At 59.9% G+C, this 13,812-nt stretch carries 12 protein-coding genes and 1 tRNA gene; 7 read left to right on the top strand and 6 right to left on the bottom strand.

Features of this window, described 5'->3' with window-relative positions; all coding sequences use genetic code 11:
- Positions 1 to 202 precede the first annotated feature (202 nt).
- A complete protein-coding gene (locus tag FBZ97_RS00065; RefSeq protein WP_145315874.1) occupies positions 203 to 1,717 on the top strand; it encodes a mechanosensitive ion channel family protein in 1,515 nt (504 codons plus the stop codon).
- On the opposite strand, the gene FBZ97_RS00060 is transcribed toward FBZ97_RS00065, so the two are convergent.
- Positions 1,714 to 2,325 carry an NAD(P)H-dependent oxidoreductase gene (locus FBZ97_RS00060; RefSeq protein ID WP_145315872.1) on the bottom strand — a complete coding sequence of 204 codons (612 nt, stop codon included), beginning with the start codon at positions 2,323 to 2,325 and terminating at the stop codon, positions 1,714 to 1,716. The two genes, FBZ97_RS00065 and FBZ97_RS00060, sit on opposite strands and share 4 nt — an antisense overlap.
- A 79-nt stretch (positions 2,326 to 2,404) precedes the next feature.
- Here FBZ97_RS00060 and FBZ97_RS00055 point away from each other — a divergent pair, with 79 nt between their 5' ends.
- Positions 2,405 to 3,010 (top strand): TetR/AcrR family transcriptional regulator, encoded by a 606-nt coding sequence (locus tag FBZ97_RS00055; protein WP_145315870.1) that lies wholly within the window; start codon positions 2,405 to 2,407, stop codon positions 3,008 to 3,010.
- 46 nt (positions 3,011 to 3,056) lie between these two features.
- On the opposite strand, the gene FBZ97_RS00050 is transcribed toward FBZ97_RS00055, so the two are convergent.
- Positions 3,057 to 4,586, bottom strand: coding sequence for a carboxypeptidase (locus FBZ97_RS00050; RefSeq protein ID WP_145315868.1), 1,530 nt, complete (start codon positions 4,584 to 4,586; stop codon positions 3,057 to 3,059).
- A 208-nt stretch (positions 4,587 to 4,794) separates the two neighbouring features.
- On the opposite strand from FBZ97_RS00050, the gene FBZ97_RS00045 reads away from it, so the two are divergent.
- Complete coding sequence (locus FBZ97_RS00045; protein WP_145315866.1) at positions 4,795 to 5,526, top strand: dienelactone hydrolase family protein; 732 nt, start codon at positions 4,795 to 4,797, stop codon at positions 5,524 to 5,526.
- A 60-nt stretch (positions 5,527 to 5,586) separates the two neighbouring features.
- Here the strand turns inward: FBZ97_RS00045 and FBZ97_RS00040 are convergent, their stop codons facing one another.
- Both FBZ97_RS00040 and FBZ97_RS00035 read right to left on the bottom strand, forming a co-directional pair.
- Positions 5,587 to 6,291: an isochorismatase family protein gene (locus FBZ97_RS00040; RefSeq protein ID WP_145315864.1), complete on the bottom strand. Its 705-nt coding sequence runs from the start codon at positions 6,289 to 6,291 to the stop codon at positions 5,587 to 5,589.
- A 217-nt stretch (positions 6,292 to 6,508) separates the two neighbouring features.
- Positions 6,509 to 6,991 (bottom strand): MarR family transcriptional regulator, encoded by a 483-nt coding sequence (locus tag FBZ97_RS00035; protein WP_113354454.1) that lies wholly within the window; start codon positions 6,989 to 6,991, stop codon positions 6,509 to 6,511.
- A 76-nt stretch (positions 6,992 to 7,067) separates the two neighbouring features.
- Here FBZ97_RS00035 and FBZ97_RS00030 point away from each other — a divergent pair, with 76 nt between their 5' ends.
- The 3 genes from FBZ97_RS00030 to FBZ97_RS00020 all read left to right on the top strand — a co-directional run bounded on the left by FBZ97_RS00030 (position 7,068) and on the right by FBZ97_RS00020 (position 11,728).
- Positions 7,068 to 7,931 carry a haloalkane dehalogenase gene (locus FBZ97_RS00030; RefSeq protein ID WP_145315862.1) on the top strand — a complete coding sequence of 288 codons (864 nt, stop codon included), beginning with the start codon at positions 7,068 to 7,070 and terminating at the stop codon, positions 7,929 to 7,931.
- Between the two features lie 144 nt (positions 7,932 to 8,075).
- Entirely contained in the window at positions 8,076 to 8,966 is an 891-nt protein-coding gene (locus FBZ97_RS00025; RefSeq protein WP_113354452.1) for an amino acid ABC transporter substrate-binding protein, read from the top strand.
- A gap of 200 nt (positions 8,967 to 9,166) precedes the next feature.
- Complete coding sequence (locus FBZ97_RS00020) at positions 9,167 to 11,728, top strand: FAD-dependent oxidoreductase (protein ID WP_145315860.1); 2,562 nt, start codon at positions 9,167 to 9,169, stop codon at positions 11,726 to 11,728.
- A 65-nt stretch (positions 11,729 to 11,793) separates the two neighbouring features.
- Here FBZ97_RS00020 and FBZ97_RS00015 read toward each other — a convergent pair whose 3' ends face one another.
- Positions 11,794 to 12,657 carry an alpha/beta hydrolase gene (locus FBZ97_RS00015; protein ID WP_145315858.1) on the bottom strand — a complete coding sequence of 288 codons (864 nt, stop codon included), beginning with the start codon at positions 12,655 to 12,657 and terminating at the stop codon, positions 11,794 to 11,796.
- Positions 12,658 to 12,862: 205 nt separating this feature from the next.
- Between FBZ97_RS00015 and FBZ97_RS00010 the strand changes: the two genes are divergently transcribed.
- The gene (locus tag FBZ97_RS00010) at positions 12,863 to 13,702 is read left to right on the top strand and encodes a methyltransferase domain-containing protein (RefSeq protein ID WP_186449458.1); all 840 of its coding nucleotides are present in this window, start codon (positions 12,863 to 12,865) and stop codon (positions 13,700 to 13,702) included.
- Positions 13,703 to 13,718: 16 nt separating this feature from the next.
- Here the strand turns inward: FBZ97_RS00010 and FBZ97_RS00005 are convergent.
- Positions 13,719 to 13,795, bottom strand: a tRNA-Met gene (locus tag FBZ97_RS00005).
- Between the last annotated feature and the right edge of the window lie 17 nt (positions 13,796 to 13,812).

Raw genomic sequence — 13,812 nt, 5'->3', positions numbered from 1 at the left:
AGCGCCGGGGATTGCGCTGCGAGAGCAGATAGCAGGACGGGATGACAGATATAAGATGATAATCGTCATCTAATTATCAAGGTACACGTCCTGAGATCAAGGCGTCTGCGTCAATTAATCATACTTTTTCCAGATATGGCGCTGCGGCCTCTTTCGTGCCAATTTAGCGCCCATCCGAAAGACCGAGTGCGACCAAGTCCCCATGTCCATTGCACTTCTTGGCGATCCGATCGTCCAGTTCTTCATTCTGGTTGTCGTCGGCACGTTCGTCAGCCGCGTCATGCTGCGTCGTCAGCGGGCCGGCCGCCTGATCGGTCAGGTCGCCTTTTTCGTCTGCCTGACCGCACTTTTGTTCTATCACGGCATCGTGCCCTATGAGCCGAGCCCGCCGCAGGACTCGGTGACGCTGCGCACCTTCACGGGCTTTGCCAAGATCGTCTGGTGGGTCAATGGTGCCTGGGTACTGATCGCCTGCGTGCGGCTGTTCCTGATTTTCGAGCGCAAGCCCCGCGAAGGCCGGCTGCTGCAGGATCTGATCGTCGGCGTCATCTATCTTGGGGCCATTCTCTCCATCGTCGGCGATGTTTTCAGTGTGCCCATCGGCACCTTGATCGCGACATCGGGCGTCTTCGCCATCATTCTCGGTCTTGCCTTGCAGAGCACCCTGAGTGATGTCTTCTCCGGCATCGCTCTCAATCTCGGCCGCCCTTACTCCGTCGGCGACTGGATCGTGCTCGAAAATGATGTCCAGGGCCGCGTCGTCGAAACCAATTGGCGCGCCACGCAATTGCTGAGCGGCACCAACGATCTGGTCGTCATTCCGAACAGCATCCTTGCCAAGACGCGGTTGACCAATCTCTCCGCGCCCGACGAGAGCCATGGCGCCACCGTCACCGTTCGGATTCAGCCCACCACTCTACCGCGCATCATCGCGGATGTGATGCAAAACGTCTTGATCAGCTGCAATTCGATCCAGAAGAACCCCGAACCCAATGTCGCCATCAATTCCATCGATGGGCAGGCGATCGAACTGCAGCTGTCCTTTCGCGTGCGCGATATGTCGCTGACACAAGCCGCAAAGAACGAGATCTATGATCTGCTATTTCGCCACGCCAAGGCGGCGAACTTGAAATTCGCCGATCCCCCCGGCACGATCATGCTTCCGATGGAGCAAAAACCTGAGACGGCCGACGAGAAGCAACATGCACCCGGAACGCCTTGGCGGCTTGTCAGCAATATCCCCCTGTTCTCTTCGCTGACCGAGGATGAAAAGGAACATCTGGCATCGCATATGCAGCGCCGGACCTATCGCAAGGATGCCATCATCGCCGAACAGGATGCTCGCATGCGGGCACTCACGATCGTCCGCTCGGGCGTCGTCAGCATCACCCGCCGCGAAGGACATCGCCAGATCGAGCTGACGCGCCTTGCGCCAGGGGATTATTTCGGGGAGAACGGGCTGCTGATGGGGTCGGGTGAAGTCGGGACGGTTCGCGCCCTGACCTTTGTCGTCACCTACGAAATCGGCGAGGAATGTCTGGCGCCGCTATTGCACGATCGGCCGACCCTTGCCGAAGAGCTCGGCGCCATTCTAGCAAAACGCATCGAGGCGGAGCAGCATCTCTTCGCCAATGCCGATATGCTCGGCCATGGCGCTCACGTGACCTCGCTAAGCTCGCGCATCAAGCATCTCTTTCAACTGCAGCAGCACGATTAGGCCGCATCCGCCGCCTTCGTCGATCGCGAAACAGCAAAGAGATTTTGCCCGATGGCGCGGGCGGTGTCGAGATGGGGACTCATATCCTGCGCTTCCGTCAAGAGCAGTTCGGAGGTCGCGACGGGAGCGCCGCAATATCCGAAAATTCCATGATCGATCTGCGTCCTCATGGCGCCGAAATAGCCGTGGCGCGCATAGGTGCGCATGGTCGCACCGCCGATGGCGATCAGATGGACGCGAAGATGGCGTAATCTTTTGATCGTTCCGTTACCCGGTATGTCGTCATAGGCCCAGCCATTGCTGAACACCCGGTCGATCCATCCCTTGAGAAGCCCGGGCATGGACCACCAATAGACGGGATAGACGAGCACCAGTGCATCCGCGCGACCGATCCGCGCTTGCTCGGCAGCGACATCCTCGGGCGATGGTCCTTCTCTGAGATGGGCGGCAATATCGGCAGCGCTGAACCTCGGATCAAAACCTTCCGCCGTAAGATCCGCGATTTCGAATGTAGCGCCCGAAGCCGTTACACCCTCGGCGACTTTGGCCGCGACGCTGTGGCTGAAAGAAGCCGAATTCGGATTGGCGACGACAATAAGCGCGTGCATGTGCAAAACTCCTGCTGACACGTTGTGAGCGGCGGCTCAGTCTTATATACTTTTAGTAAGTTACTTTTGGTATATAGCGATGTCAAGCATGCAGACAAAGAAACCGGAGTCCCGCAGCCGGCTGACGCGGGAGGAGCGCTACCGGCAGCTCATTCAGGTTGCCTGGCAAATCATCGGCGAAGAGGGAACGGAAGCCCTGACATTGGGCCGGCTTTCGGAGCGCGCCGGCGTGACGAAACCCGTGGTTTACGACCATTTTGTCACCCGTTCCGGCCTGCTGGCCGCCCTCTATCGCGAGTTCGATATCAGGCAGACGGAGGTGATGGACAAGGCGCTTGATGCAAGCACCCCGACACTGGCAGGTCGGGCGGAGGTGATAGCGGCCTCCTATGTCGATTGCGTGCTGCTGCAGGGGCGCGAAATACCCGGCATTATCGCCGCGCTCGCGGGCTCGCCGGAGCTTGAAAAAATCAAGCGCGAATATGAAACGGCCTTCCTCGAGAAGTGCCGTGCGCTGCTTGCTCCCTTCGCTACTACCGGTTCCATTGCATCGGCGGGCCTCTGGGCGATGCTGGGTGCGGCCGAAGCCCTGTCCTATGCCGCGACGACGGGGGATATCAGCCCGCAGCAGGCAAAGGACGAACTCTTTGAAACCATCAAGGCCATGGTTGCGAGAAACAGATGAAGGCCAGCCAACGCCGCCGCATTCCAGGTAGAGCCCCGCATGGCGGTCAGTTCGATTGCGGTGTCGGCACCGCCTTGACCTGCCCTGTATAAAACGACTTGGCATCGCCCGTGAACTGCTCGCGCGACGCTGGCCGCGTGTAGAACATATGGCCGCCGCGATAGAGCTTCATCTCCATGCGATCCGCAAAAGCGGGTGGCATATGGTCGAGCACATATTTGTTCACGCCGAAGGGAATGACGAGATCGCTGTAACCCTGCCCGATCATCACCCGGAATGATGGCGAGAGCGACAGCAGCTCTTTGAGATCATCGCCAACACCGGCGGTCCCGCGCGAGCCGCCATTGCGCCCACCCCATTTCCATTCCCTGTTCACGGATGAGGACAGCAGTGTGTAGGTCATGTCGGTATGGAAGCCCAACTCGTCACGGGCATAGCCGGAAAAGGCACCACCATAGGCGCGGACGAAGCCATCCAGAACCGGATCGCCGCCATGCTCGGCCTCCGACTGCGGATAGGGGTCGGGCGCCAGGAAGGAAGCATCATAAGCGCTCGCCACATCCGCCCCATCGCCATCGGAATGCTTGCGATAGACCCCGCCGAGAAAGCCCTGGTTCTTGGCGACGACATCCTGCGGTATGCCGGCCAGCTTCGCCACGCGCCCATAGAAGGCTTGGCCGGCATCTCCCGAGGGCGGGCGCCCTGCAAGGGCTGGCAGATATTCGTTTAGGGCAAACGCCTCCGCATCCTGAACCGCCTTCTCGCTGAAGGCATTTTGCCGTTCCAGCTCGGCCGCCGCCAGCGACGGCAGTTGCAAGGCTGCGCCAAGCGCATCCTCACCGCCGCCAAAGACGAACCGGCCCTCCAGCAGGGGCGACAGCATCACGACGCCGGAAATCAGAATGCCCTGATCCTCGCGCAGGCTGTTGGCAACCTTGATCGAACGAAATCCGCCATAGCTCTCCCCGAGAATATATTTCGGCGATGCCGCCCGGCTGTTATGGGCGACGTAGAGGGCAATCGCCTTAGCAAGGCTTTCGGCATCGCTGTCGACGCTATAGAAATCATTCTGATCATCGGGCTTGGCAGTGCGGCTCCAGCCGGTACCGATCGGATCGATCAGCACGAGATCGGTAAATTCGAGCCAGCTTTGCGGATTGTCGACCAGCTTGGCATGGGCGCCATCGCGCCCGTCTGCGCCGAAATCGACGATGCGTGGGCCGACGAGCCCGAGATTGAGGAAGGCCGAAGCCGCGCCCGGCCCGCCATTGAACACGAAGGTCACGGGGCGGCTCGTATCGCGGTTCTTGGCGACATAGGCAGTGTAGAAGATCGCGGCACTGCGCTGACCATCCTGGCCGAAAAGATCGAGCGTTCCGGCTGTCGCCGTGTAGGGAATGGTCTTGCCATCGGCATTCAGCACATGATCGCTCACCGCATCAGGCGGCAGGAGCGAGAGCACGCCACCGGCGCTTGCAGGCGTGCCATGACCTTGCTCGGGCGGAGCGGCGGACGCTGTTGCCGATAGCAGCGAAAGGGCCAGCGCCAGGCCGGGAACCATCTGGCGAAAAGACATGAAATCACATCCTCCAAGGGGATCGTCGCATAGACGTCATTACTGGCGATACTATGTCACAGACGACAAGCGCCGAAACTCAAGAGATGTTGATTGATGGTCTCGGCCTTTTCGAAGAACCATGATCTTGAGGGTCTATATATCGTTTGCCAAAGTGGTATGTGCCGCGGGGACATCAGCCCATAATGAGATCGCAAGGGAAACGACGATGAAACAGGATATCGAAATCAAGACGGCCGAGGGCACCGCCAAAGCCGCCATATTCCGCCCCGAGAATGGCGCGTCAGCCGAGCATGGCGTGATACTCTATATGGATGCCATGGGTCCGCGCGCGGCGCTCGATGGCATGGCGCAGCGGCTGGCTGATGCCGGCTATATCGTGCTGCTTCCCGATCTCTTCTATCGCTTCGGCGCCTATGGCCCCTTCGACGGCGGTGCCTTTGGCAATCCGGCCTCCCGTGAAACGATCATGACGATGCTGCGCGGCACGACGCAGGAAATGACCAAAGTCGATAGTGCCGCCTTCCTCGACGCTCTCTCAGCTGCCGGAGCAAAAGGTGCGGCCGGCGTTGTAGGCTATTGCATGGGCGGGGGCCGCGCGCTGACTGCCGCTGCCTCTTATCCCGATCGCATCGCGGCAGCCGCAAGCTTCCACGGCGGCAATCTTGCGAGCGACGCGGAAGACAGCCCGCACCGACTCGCCGCCAATATCAAGGCGCGCATCTATATCGGCGTCGCCGGCGTCGACAACAGCTTTCCGCCGGAACAATCGGCGCGTCTTGCCGAGGCGCTCCGCACTGGCGGCGTCGATCACACCATCGAAAACTATGTCGGAATGGCACATGGATGGACCGTGCCGGATCATGGCGTCTATGACGAGACCGGCGCCGAAAGGCATTGGAAGCGGCTGCTGAACCTGTTCGAGGAAGCCCTGGTGTAATCGATTGATGGCGACATCCCGTTGGCATCACGAGCGGGATGCCGCTATCCGATCCGGAGATCAGAACTTGATCCTGTCGATGCTGGTCAGCGTCGTCTTCTGGGAGACGCCGGGCGCATTGACCATGTGCCAGGCGACATATTGCTCGCCATAGAGCTCTGTCGATGACATGCCGTCGACAGGCAGCACGATATTCATACCATTCAATGCGGCATCCGTTGCCGTATCGAGCACCGCGCCCTCAGAGGCCGTACCCGTGACGATGACGGTCTTGATGCCTTTGTCGGAAAGAATGCTGCGCAGGTTGGTGCCGATAAACTTGTCCGGGCCGGATTTGACGATCGGTTCGCTCGCCAGAGGCGCCAGCGCCGTTGCGATATCCTGCGCCTCGCCAGCGCCGGCCAGACTGAAGACGACGAGCATCTCCTTGGCGCGCGCCTGATCGAGCAGAGTTTTGACCTTGGGGACGGACGCCAGACAACGCGGCTTGATTTTTGCATTGCACGGCCCTTTGGTCGGGTCCTGTGCGCCATTGAAATCAAGGATCAGAAGCGCCGTCGTCTTCGGATCGACGGTAACCTCCTTCAGCTCCGGCGCCGCCGGCGGCTTCACCTTCTGCCAGTCATCGATGATCGTCTGGGCGGCTGCCGGCGAGATCAGCGCAGAACTGAAGCCTATGCATAGGATTGCAAAACCCGCACCGAATGCAAAGCTTGTCTTGCCAACCCTGCCGCTTGTTTTTCTGATCGAGTTCCTCTCCTGCATCGACGTCCTCTTGGATTGACGGTGGTGGAAGAGAGATAGGCCATAAATTCCGACAGGGCACCGAAACTCTTCGTGATGCGTCGCCCGCCCGGATCACGGCGAGCAACAGGAGCCGCTAGAGCGGTTCAGTTTTTCACGGAATCTCTGAGCCGCTCTATCCCTTTGTTTTCACGCAATCCCGGACGGAAAACCGCTGCGCATTTTTCCCGCAATTGCTTTAGGCGCCGGCATCGTCGGACGGCTGTTCGCTACCTTTTTCGCCACCACGCAGCGTCTCCAGCAGATTTTGCAATCCCTGCCTGATCACTTCGATTTCGCCCGAACCGGCCATGTCGGACCAACGCTGCTCCACCATCTTGCCCGCGGCCATGGCGACCGGCCGCACACCCTTGCCGCGCTCGGTCAGAAACACCAGCCGCGCGCGCCGGTCGTTCGGATCCGGTCGCCGTTCGACATAACCCAGGCGCTCCAGTTCCTCCACCGCCTGGGTCATCGTCTGCTTGCGCACATGGGCGAGCTTGGTGAGTTCGCTCACCTGGATGCCTTCCGGACGCGCGAAGGTGAAGACATTGGAATGCGGCGGGCGGATGTCACGGAAGCCGGCCTCCTCCAGCGCGGCATCGACAGCCTGCGCATAATGCTGATGAACGAGCCGCAAAAGCAGGCCCAGCGACAGATGGGGGGAAATAGGCTCTTTCATGAATATAGACAGGCACCTGACTACTATGGTAGATAGACAGGTACCTTACCATTCTTACCAAGGAAAGGATACCCGCATGCCCTCGCTCAACGTGCTGGATTCAACCATTTTCCATCAGGACACGGGAACGGGAACGCCTTTCGTGTTCCTGCATGGCAATCCCACCTCATCTTACCTCTGGCGAAATGTGTCGCCTGGCGTCACCACGCCGGGCCGTCGTCTGGCGCCTGACCTCATCGGCATGGGCCGCTCCGGCAAACCGGATATTGCCTACAGCTTCCACGATCACGCCCGCTATCTCGACGCCTGGTTCGACGCCCTGGCGCTCGACGATGTCGTGCTCGTCGGCCACGATTGGGGCGGTGCGCTCGGATTCGATTGGGCAGCTCGCCACCCAGAGCGCGTGCGCGGCATCGCCTTCATGGAAACGATCGTCCGGCCGATGACCTGGGACGATTTTCCGGGCGCGCGTCCTCGTTTTGAAGCGCTCCGGTCGCCTGGTATCGGTGAGACCAAAGTGCTGGACGAGAATTTCTTCATCGAGCAGGCATTGAAGGTTACCGTTCTCAACGGCCTCAGCGAAGAGGATCATGCCGTCTACGCGGCACCCTATCCGACGCGCGACAGCCGACGACCGCTGCTCGCCTGGCCCCGCTCGATGCCAATCGAAGGAGAACCGGCCGACGTGATCAAGCGCATCGAAGCTTATGACGCCTGGCTGGCACAAAGCGCTGATGTCCCGAAGCTACTGCTGACCTTCGAAGGACCGGCAGAGACATTGCTGATCAGCGAGGTGATGACCGCCTGGTGCCGGGAGAATATAGCCGACCTCGAGATCAGGAATTGCGGGCCGGCCAGGCACAATGCGCCGGAAGATCAGCCGAAGGCCATCGCGTCAGCGATTTCCGACTGGGCGGATCGTCACGCCTTCTCCAGATAGGCCTCGTAATCGAACAGGAGCCTTGCGCCACTCGTGCTCGATCACTAACCACCGGGAACAATCCATCGTTGACAAAAACCTGCCAGCCCATAATCTGCGCCTAAGCCCTTGCGATTGCCCATTTTTCTTTTGGAGATCGGGATCATGCCGGCAAACTGCATGAGACGACTGGTTCTGGCAGGCATTCTCCTAGGCATGTCTGCCTATACGGCGGTGGCCGCACAGACACTCGACACTATCGCGCAAAAGGGCACGATCCGCATCGGCTATATCAGCGACGAAGAACCCTTCTCCTTCAAGAAGAAGGACGGCAACCCAACGGGCTATGCCATCGACCTTTGCAACAAGATCGCCGATGCTGTCGGTACCAACGTCGCCAATCTGAAACGGGACTATGTCGAAACCACGCTTGCCGATGGCTTCGATGCAGTCAAAAGCGGCCAGGTCGACCTTCTCTGCGGCGCCATCACCATCAATCTCGGACGACGTCAAAGCGTCGACTTCTCGCAGCCGATCTTCATCACCGGCGCAAGCGCCCTGCTGCGCAAGGATTCGCCCGATTATCTGATGGCTTTGTTCCTCGACAAGCGGCTGGCGCAAGTCTCCGCCAAGCCCGCCCCCGCAACGAGCACGATCGGCGTTCGCGCCGACACGACGACGGGCGCGACCCTGCGCGAAGCGCTGGGCTCCGACGTGCCGAAGACGCGGATCGCCGATTTCGCTACGCATCAGGACGGCCTGGTCGCGCTCGAAAACCATAAGATCGATGCCTATTTTGCCGATCGCGCCCTGCTCTTCGATCTCGCTTCTCATGCCCGCAATCCCTCCACGCTCGCCATCGGCAACCGTCTCTTCACACATGAGCCTTATGGCATCGCCCTCCGGCAGGATGACTCCGCCTTCCGCCTGCTCGTTGATCAAACGCTGACCGAGATCTACCAGTCGGATGATTTCGCCAAGCTGCTGACCACCTATTTCGGCGAGGAAGGCCCGGTCTTGCGCCGCGAGATCATGATGCAATCCATCCCGCAATAATGCGGCAGCAACTTTCCGGTTGTCACAAAGTCGCCTTTGCGACAGTTCTCCTGATCATATGTCGCCAACAAACCCAACCATTCCAGACGGGACAGCGTGACGGTCGTCGTGCAAGCATCTTCAATATGTCGTAGACAGGCTCTGGTCGCCGCCGCACACGTCATAAAATCCGTATTCAATATCAATCAGGGTCGCACGCAATGGCAGTATTTCCTCAAAAGGCGAAGGTCGTCATCATCGGTCTCGGCGGTATCGTCGGCGCATCGATCGCCCACCATCTGATCGAGCGCGGCTGGGACGATATTGTCGGCATCGACAAATCAGGCATCCCGACGGATATCGGCTCGACGGCGCACGCCTCCGACTTCTGCTACACGACGAGCCATGATTTCCTTTCCTGCTGGACGACCCTCTATTCCATCGATTTCTACGATAAGCTCGGCCACTATGCCCGCGTCGGCGGCCTGGAAGTTGCGCGCGTCGGCGATGATGACCGCATGGCCGAAATCAAGCGCAAGGTCACCTCGGGCAAGGCCTTCGGCACACGCGCCCGCCTGATCGAGCCTGCCGAGATCAAGGAAAAATTCCCGCTGATCGAGGAAAGCATGGTTCAGGGCGGCATGTGGGACCCGGATGCCGGCCTCGTCATTCCCCGTTCGCAGACCGTTGCCGGCAAGTTGATCGACCAGGGCGAAAAGAGCGGCAAGCTGCAGTCCTTCGCCAATACGCCGGCCCAGTCGCTGATCGTCAAGGACGGCCGCATCAGCGGCGTCGTCACCCATCGCGGCACGATCGAAGCCGAATATGTGATCGTCTGCGCCGGTCTCTGGGGCCGCCTGATCGCCGAAATGGTCGGCGAGGACCTGCCGGTCATGCCGGTCGACCATCCGCTGACCTTCTTCGGCCCCTACAATGAATTCGCCAATACCGGCAAGGAAATCGGCTTCCCGCTGATGCGCGACCAGGGCAACTCCGCCTATATGCGCGACACCGGCGACCCGAAGACCGCCGAAGGCGGCCAGATCGAATGGGGCTACTACGAAGAGAAGAACCCGCGCCTCTGCCATCCCCGCGATCTCCTTGAAAAGCACGAGGCCCGCCTCTCCCCTTCACAACGCGATCTCGACATGGAGCAGATCATCGAGCCGCTCGAGCGCGCCATGGAACTGACGCCAATCCTCGGCGAACTCGGCTATAATGAAGGCCATTCCTTCAACGGCCTTCTGCAGGTCACTACCGATGGCGGCCCATCCGTCGGCGAAAGCCAGAAGGTCCGCGGGCTCTGGTATTGCGTCGCCATCTGGGTGAAGGACGGCCCGGGCTTCGGCAAACTGGTCGCCGACTGGATGACCGACGGCCGCACGCCGATCGATCACAACAGGATCGATTATTCCCGCTTCTACCCGCATATGCTGGAAGAAAAGTTCATCGAAGGCCGCTGCACCGAGGCCGCGCAGAAGATCTATAATCCCGCCGTCCATCCGCGCGAGCCCTACGCGACCGGCCGCAACATCCGCCGCTCGCCCTTCTATGAGCGCGAAAAGGAGCTCGGCGGCTACTTCATGGAGCTTGGCGGCTGGGAGCGTGCGCATGGCTATGCCGCCAACGAGCACCTGCTGGAAAAATATGGCGATCGCATCCCCGTGCGCGAAAACGAATGGGATAACCGCCATTTCTGGCGCGTCTCCAATGCCGAGCATCTGGCGCTCAGCGAAGATTGCGGCATCATCAACCTCTCGCATTTCGCAATGTACGACATCGAGGGCCCCGATCATGTCGAGCTGCTGGAATGGCTCTGTGCGGCCAAGATCGGTGGCGATGCCAATATCGGCAAGGGCATCTACACCCACTTCCTCGACGACGAGGGCATGGTGCGGGCCGATTTTACCGTCATCCGCATGGCCGACCGTTGCCGCCTGATCGACGGCGCCGATGCCGGCCCGCGCGATTTCCACTACATGCGCCGCGTTGCCCAGGACAAGGGCTTTGACGTCACCATCACCGACGTCACCGAACGCTATGTCACGATCGGTATCTGGGGACCGAATGCCCGCACCAACCTGCAGAAGGTCGTCGAAAACCCGGAAAGCCTTTCGCACGAGAACTTCCCCTTCGCCGCGATCAGGCAGATCCGCATCGCCGGCAAGAACGTCACGGCCTTCCGCATCTCCTATGTCGGCGAACAGGGCTGGGAACTGCACATGGCCTATGGTGATGCGCTGGCGGTCTGGGATGCGCTGCGTTCGACCGGCGCCATTGCCGTCGGCGTCGAGACCTATGCCAACAGCCGCCGCATGGAAAAGAGCCTGCGCCTGCAGAATGCCGACCTGCTGACGGAATATAATCTTCTCGAAGCCGATCTCGCCCGCCCGAAGGTCAAGGAGGCCGATTTCCGCGGCAAGGCGAAGCACCTCGAATACCGCGCCCGCGAGCATCAGCCGGCCATGCTCTGCACGCTTGTGATGACCGACAATATCGACTCCAACGGCGTGGCCCGCTACCCCGTCGGCATCCTGCCGGTCATGGATCCCGAAACCGGCGAAACCCTGGTCGACGAGCTCGGCCGCCGCTCCTTCACCACCTCGATCGCCTACGGCCCGACCATCGGCAAGAACATTGCGCTCGCCTATCTCCCCTGGTCCTATGCCCAGGAAGGCCGCAAGCTGAAGGTCGAATATTTCGGCGAAACCTACCCGGTCGAAGTCGCCGGCGTCGGCTACAAACCGCTCTACGACGCAGAGAACCTGAAGCCGAGAAGCTGATCTCCAACAGACCGGAAAGCGAGGTCATGCCTTGCTTTCCGGTCGTCTGTCGGGCCGGACGCCTGTCAGGTCGTGTGATCGATGATGGCCTGCGCAATCTCGTCAATATCGCGCTCGTGGATTTCGTGCCCTCCACCCTCGACCCGGTGCAGCCGGGCATCTCGCACGACCTTGGTGAAGGCCTCGCCGTGTCCTACAGGAAACAGCGGATCGGCCGTGCCATGGATCGCAAGCACCGGCAGCTTGATATCGGAAGCTTGAAGTCTTTCGGGCCTTTCCTCGCTCACGAGCGTGAAATGGTTCGTAGCACTCGCAAATGACGGTGCCCGGGCCATGTCACGGGCGATCAGGGCATTTGCAGCGTCATGATCATGCGGGTGCCGGGTGCCGGCAAGCATGGCCGTATCGCGACGCAAAAAATCGGCAATGGCCTTGAGGTTCGACCAGTCGATTGCTTCGGCAGACCTGGAATGCTCTTGATAGGCCTTTGTCGAGGAAGGCAAGCCCTCGACGCCGAGCGGTGATGTGCTGATCAGCGTGAGCGTCCGAACACGTCGAGAGTGGCGCAACGAGACTTCCTGCGCAACGACGCCGCCCATCGACATGCCCACCACATGCGCTGTTTCCAATCCATAGCCGTCGAGAATGGCGATGGCATCGTCGGCAAGGTCGCTGAACGAATAAGACGGCTCGCCTTGCGGATAATGTGTCGAAAGGCCTGTATCGCGCTGGTCATATCGGATCACATAGCGTTGACGGGCGGCAAGCGCCTCGCAGAACCCCTCCGGCCACCACAGCATCGAAGCCATCATCCCCATGATCAATATGATGGGCGGGCTGGAGGGATCACCGAAAGCCTGGGTCTGCAGTCTCGCTCCCTTGACCTCGATTGACGTCTCGGTGGCGATGAATGATCTCGTTTCTTCCATGACAGAATCCATCCGATTGCAAATCGCAACTGGATTGATATTGCATAACTGATCTTATTATGCAATCAGTTTATGAGGAAGCTGCAACGCGGTCATCGACGTCCGTCAGAGCAGTTCCAGAAAAGCGCTCAGCAGTTTTCCATTCGGAATTGCGTGGGAATAATGCCGTTGGAGCTGTTGGAAGATCTTGCAAGAACTGCGCCCGATGGAGATCGAGGCGAGACAGGGGAGGCTTGTAGTGCTGCAATGTGCTGATTTTTACGACGCTGAACTATCACGGCATAACCGGCATTTGCGAGCCGCCGCCGGCGTTCGGCCGCATGACCGTGTACTCGATATCGGCTGCGGCGCTGGGCAGACTACCCGCGAAGCAGCTCTTGCCGCAACACAAGGCAGCGCGGTCGGCGTGGACACTTCCGCCGAGATGCTAGAGATTGCCCGCCAGCGTAGCGCTGAGGCGGGGTTGCGCAACGTCAGCTTCGAGCTGGGTGACGCTCAAAACCACGACTTTCCAGCAGCCGGCTTCGACCTATGCATCAGCCGGTTCGGCGTTATGTTCTTTGCCGATCCGCCGGTGGCATTCGCCAACATCGCCCAAGCAATCCGCCCGGGTGGACGCATCGCCTGGATGGTATGGCAAAGCCAGGAGCGCAACGAATGGTCCAGCGCCATCAGGCATGCGCTGGCTCCGGGAAACGCAATTCCAGAAAATGCCGGCAAGCCGTTTTCGCTTGGCGATCCCACCAGAGCCAAAGAGCTGCTAAGCGCTGCCGGCTTCACCTCGATCGACTTCACCGAGGTGAAGGAACCAGTGTTTTATGGAGCAAATGTCGAGGCCGCCCTCGATGCCCTTGCCGGCCTCTATATGGTCAAGGACGCACTCATGCACACCAACGAGGCACCCGACCAACCACTGCAGCGGCTACGTGATTTGCTGAAAGCGCATATGACCTGCGAAGGCGTGCTCTTCGACTCCCGCGCATGGATCATCACTGCCGAGCGAGTCCGTTCACTGAGCAGCAGTCTTCGCGCGAGCGCTATCTAATGTATTTTGGAGAGCTTGGTTGCGGGGGCAGGATTTGAACCTGCGGCCTTCAGGTTATGAGCCTGACGAGCTACCGGGCTGCTCCACCCCGCGTCACCAGCGTAAGCCGC

Source organism: Rhizobium sp. ERR 942 (assembly GCF_007828395.1).
GTDB classification, from domain to species: domain Bacteria; phylum Pseudomonadota; class Alphaproteobacteria; order Rhizobiales; family Rhizobiaceae; genus Rhizobium; species Rhizobium dioscoreae.
The sequence above is the reverse complement of the archived record's forward strand: the minus strand, read 5'-3'. Positions and strand labels throughout refer to the sequence as shown.

Excerpts from the sequence above, each read along its gene's own strand:
- FBZ97_RS00065 (WP_145315874.1), top strand. The coding sequence starts at position 203 with ATGTCCATTGCACTTCTTGGCGATCCGATCGTCCAGTTCTTCATTCTG.
- FBZ97_RS00060 (WP_145315872.1), bottom strand. The coding sequence starts at position 2,325 with ATGCACGCGCTTATTGTCGTCGCCAATCCGAATTCGGCTTCTTTCAGC.
- FBZ97_RS00055 (WP_145315870.1), top strand. The coding sequence starts at position 2,405 with ATGTCAAGCATGCAGACAAAGAAACCGGAGTCCCGCAGCCGGCTGACG.
- FBZ97_RS00050 (WP_145315868.1), bottom strand. The coding sequence starts at position 4,586 with ATGTCTTTTCGCCAGATGGTTCCCGGCCTGGCGCTGGCCCTTTCGCTG.
- FBZ97_RS00045 (WP_145315866.1), top strand. The coding sequence starts at position 4,795 with ATGAAACAGGATATCGAAATCAAGACGGCCGAGGGCACCGCCAAAGCC.
- FBZ97_RS00040 (WP_145315864.1), bottom strand. The coding sequence starts at position 6,291 with ATGCAGGAGAGGAACTCGATCAGAAAAACAAGCGGCAGGGTTGGCAAG.
- FBZ97_RS00035 (WP_113354454.1), bottom strand. The coding sequence starts at position 6,991 with ATGAAAGAGCCTATTTCCCCCCATCTGTCGCTGGGCCTGCTTTTGCGG.
- FBZ97_RS00030 (WP_145315862.1), top strand. The coding sequence starts at position 7,068 with ATGCCCTCGCTCAACGTGCTGGATTCAACCATTTTCCATCAGGACACG.
- FBZ97_RS00025 (WP_113354452.1), top strand. The coding sequence starts at position 8,076 with ATGCCGGCAAACTGCATGAGACGACTGGTTCTGGCAGGCATTCTCCTA.
- FBZ97_RS00020 (WP_145315860.1), top strand. The coding sequence starts at position 9,167 with ATGGCAGTATTTCCTCAAAAGGCGAAGGTCGTCATCATCGGTCTCGGC.
- FBZ97_RS00015 (WP_145315858.1), bottom strand. The coding sequence starts at position 12,657 with ATGGAAGAAACGAGATCATTCATCGCCACCGAGACGTCAATCGAGGTC.
- FBZ97_RS00010 (WP_186449458.1), top strand. The coding sequence starts at position 12,863 with ATGGAGATCGAGGCGAGACAGGGGAGGCTTGTAGTGCTGCAATGTGCT.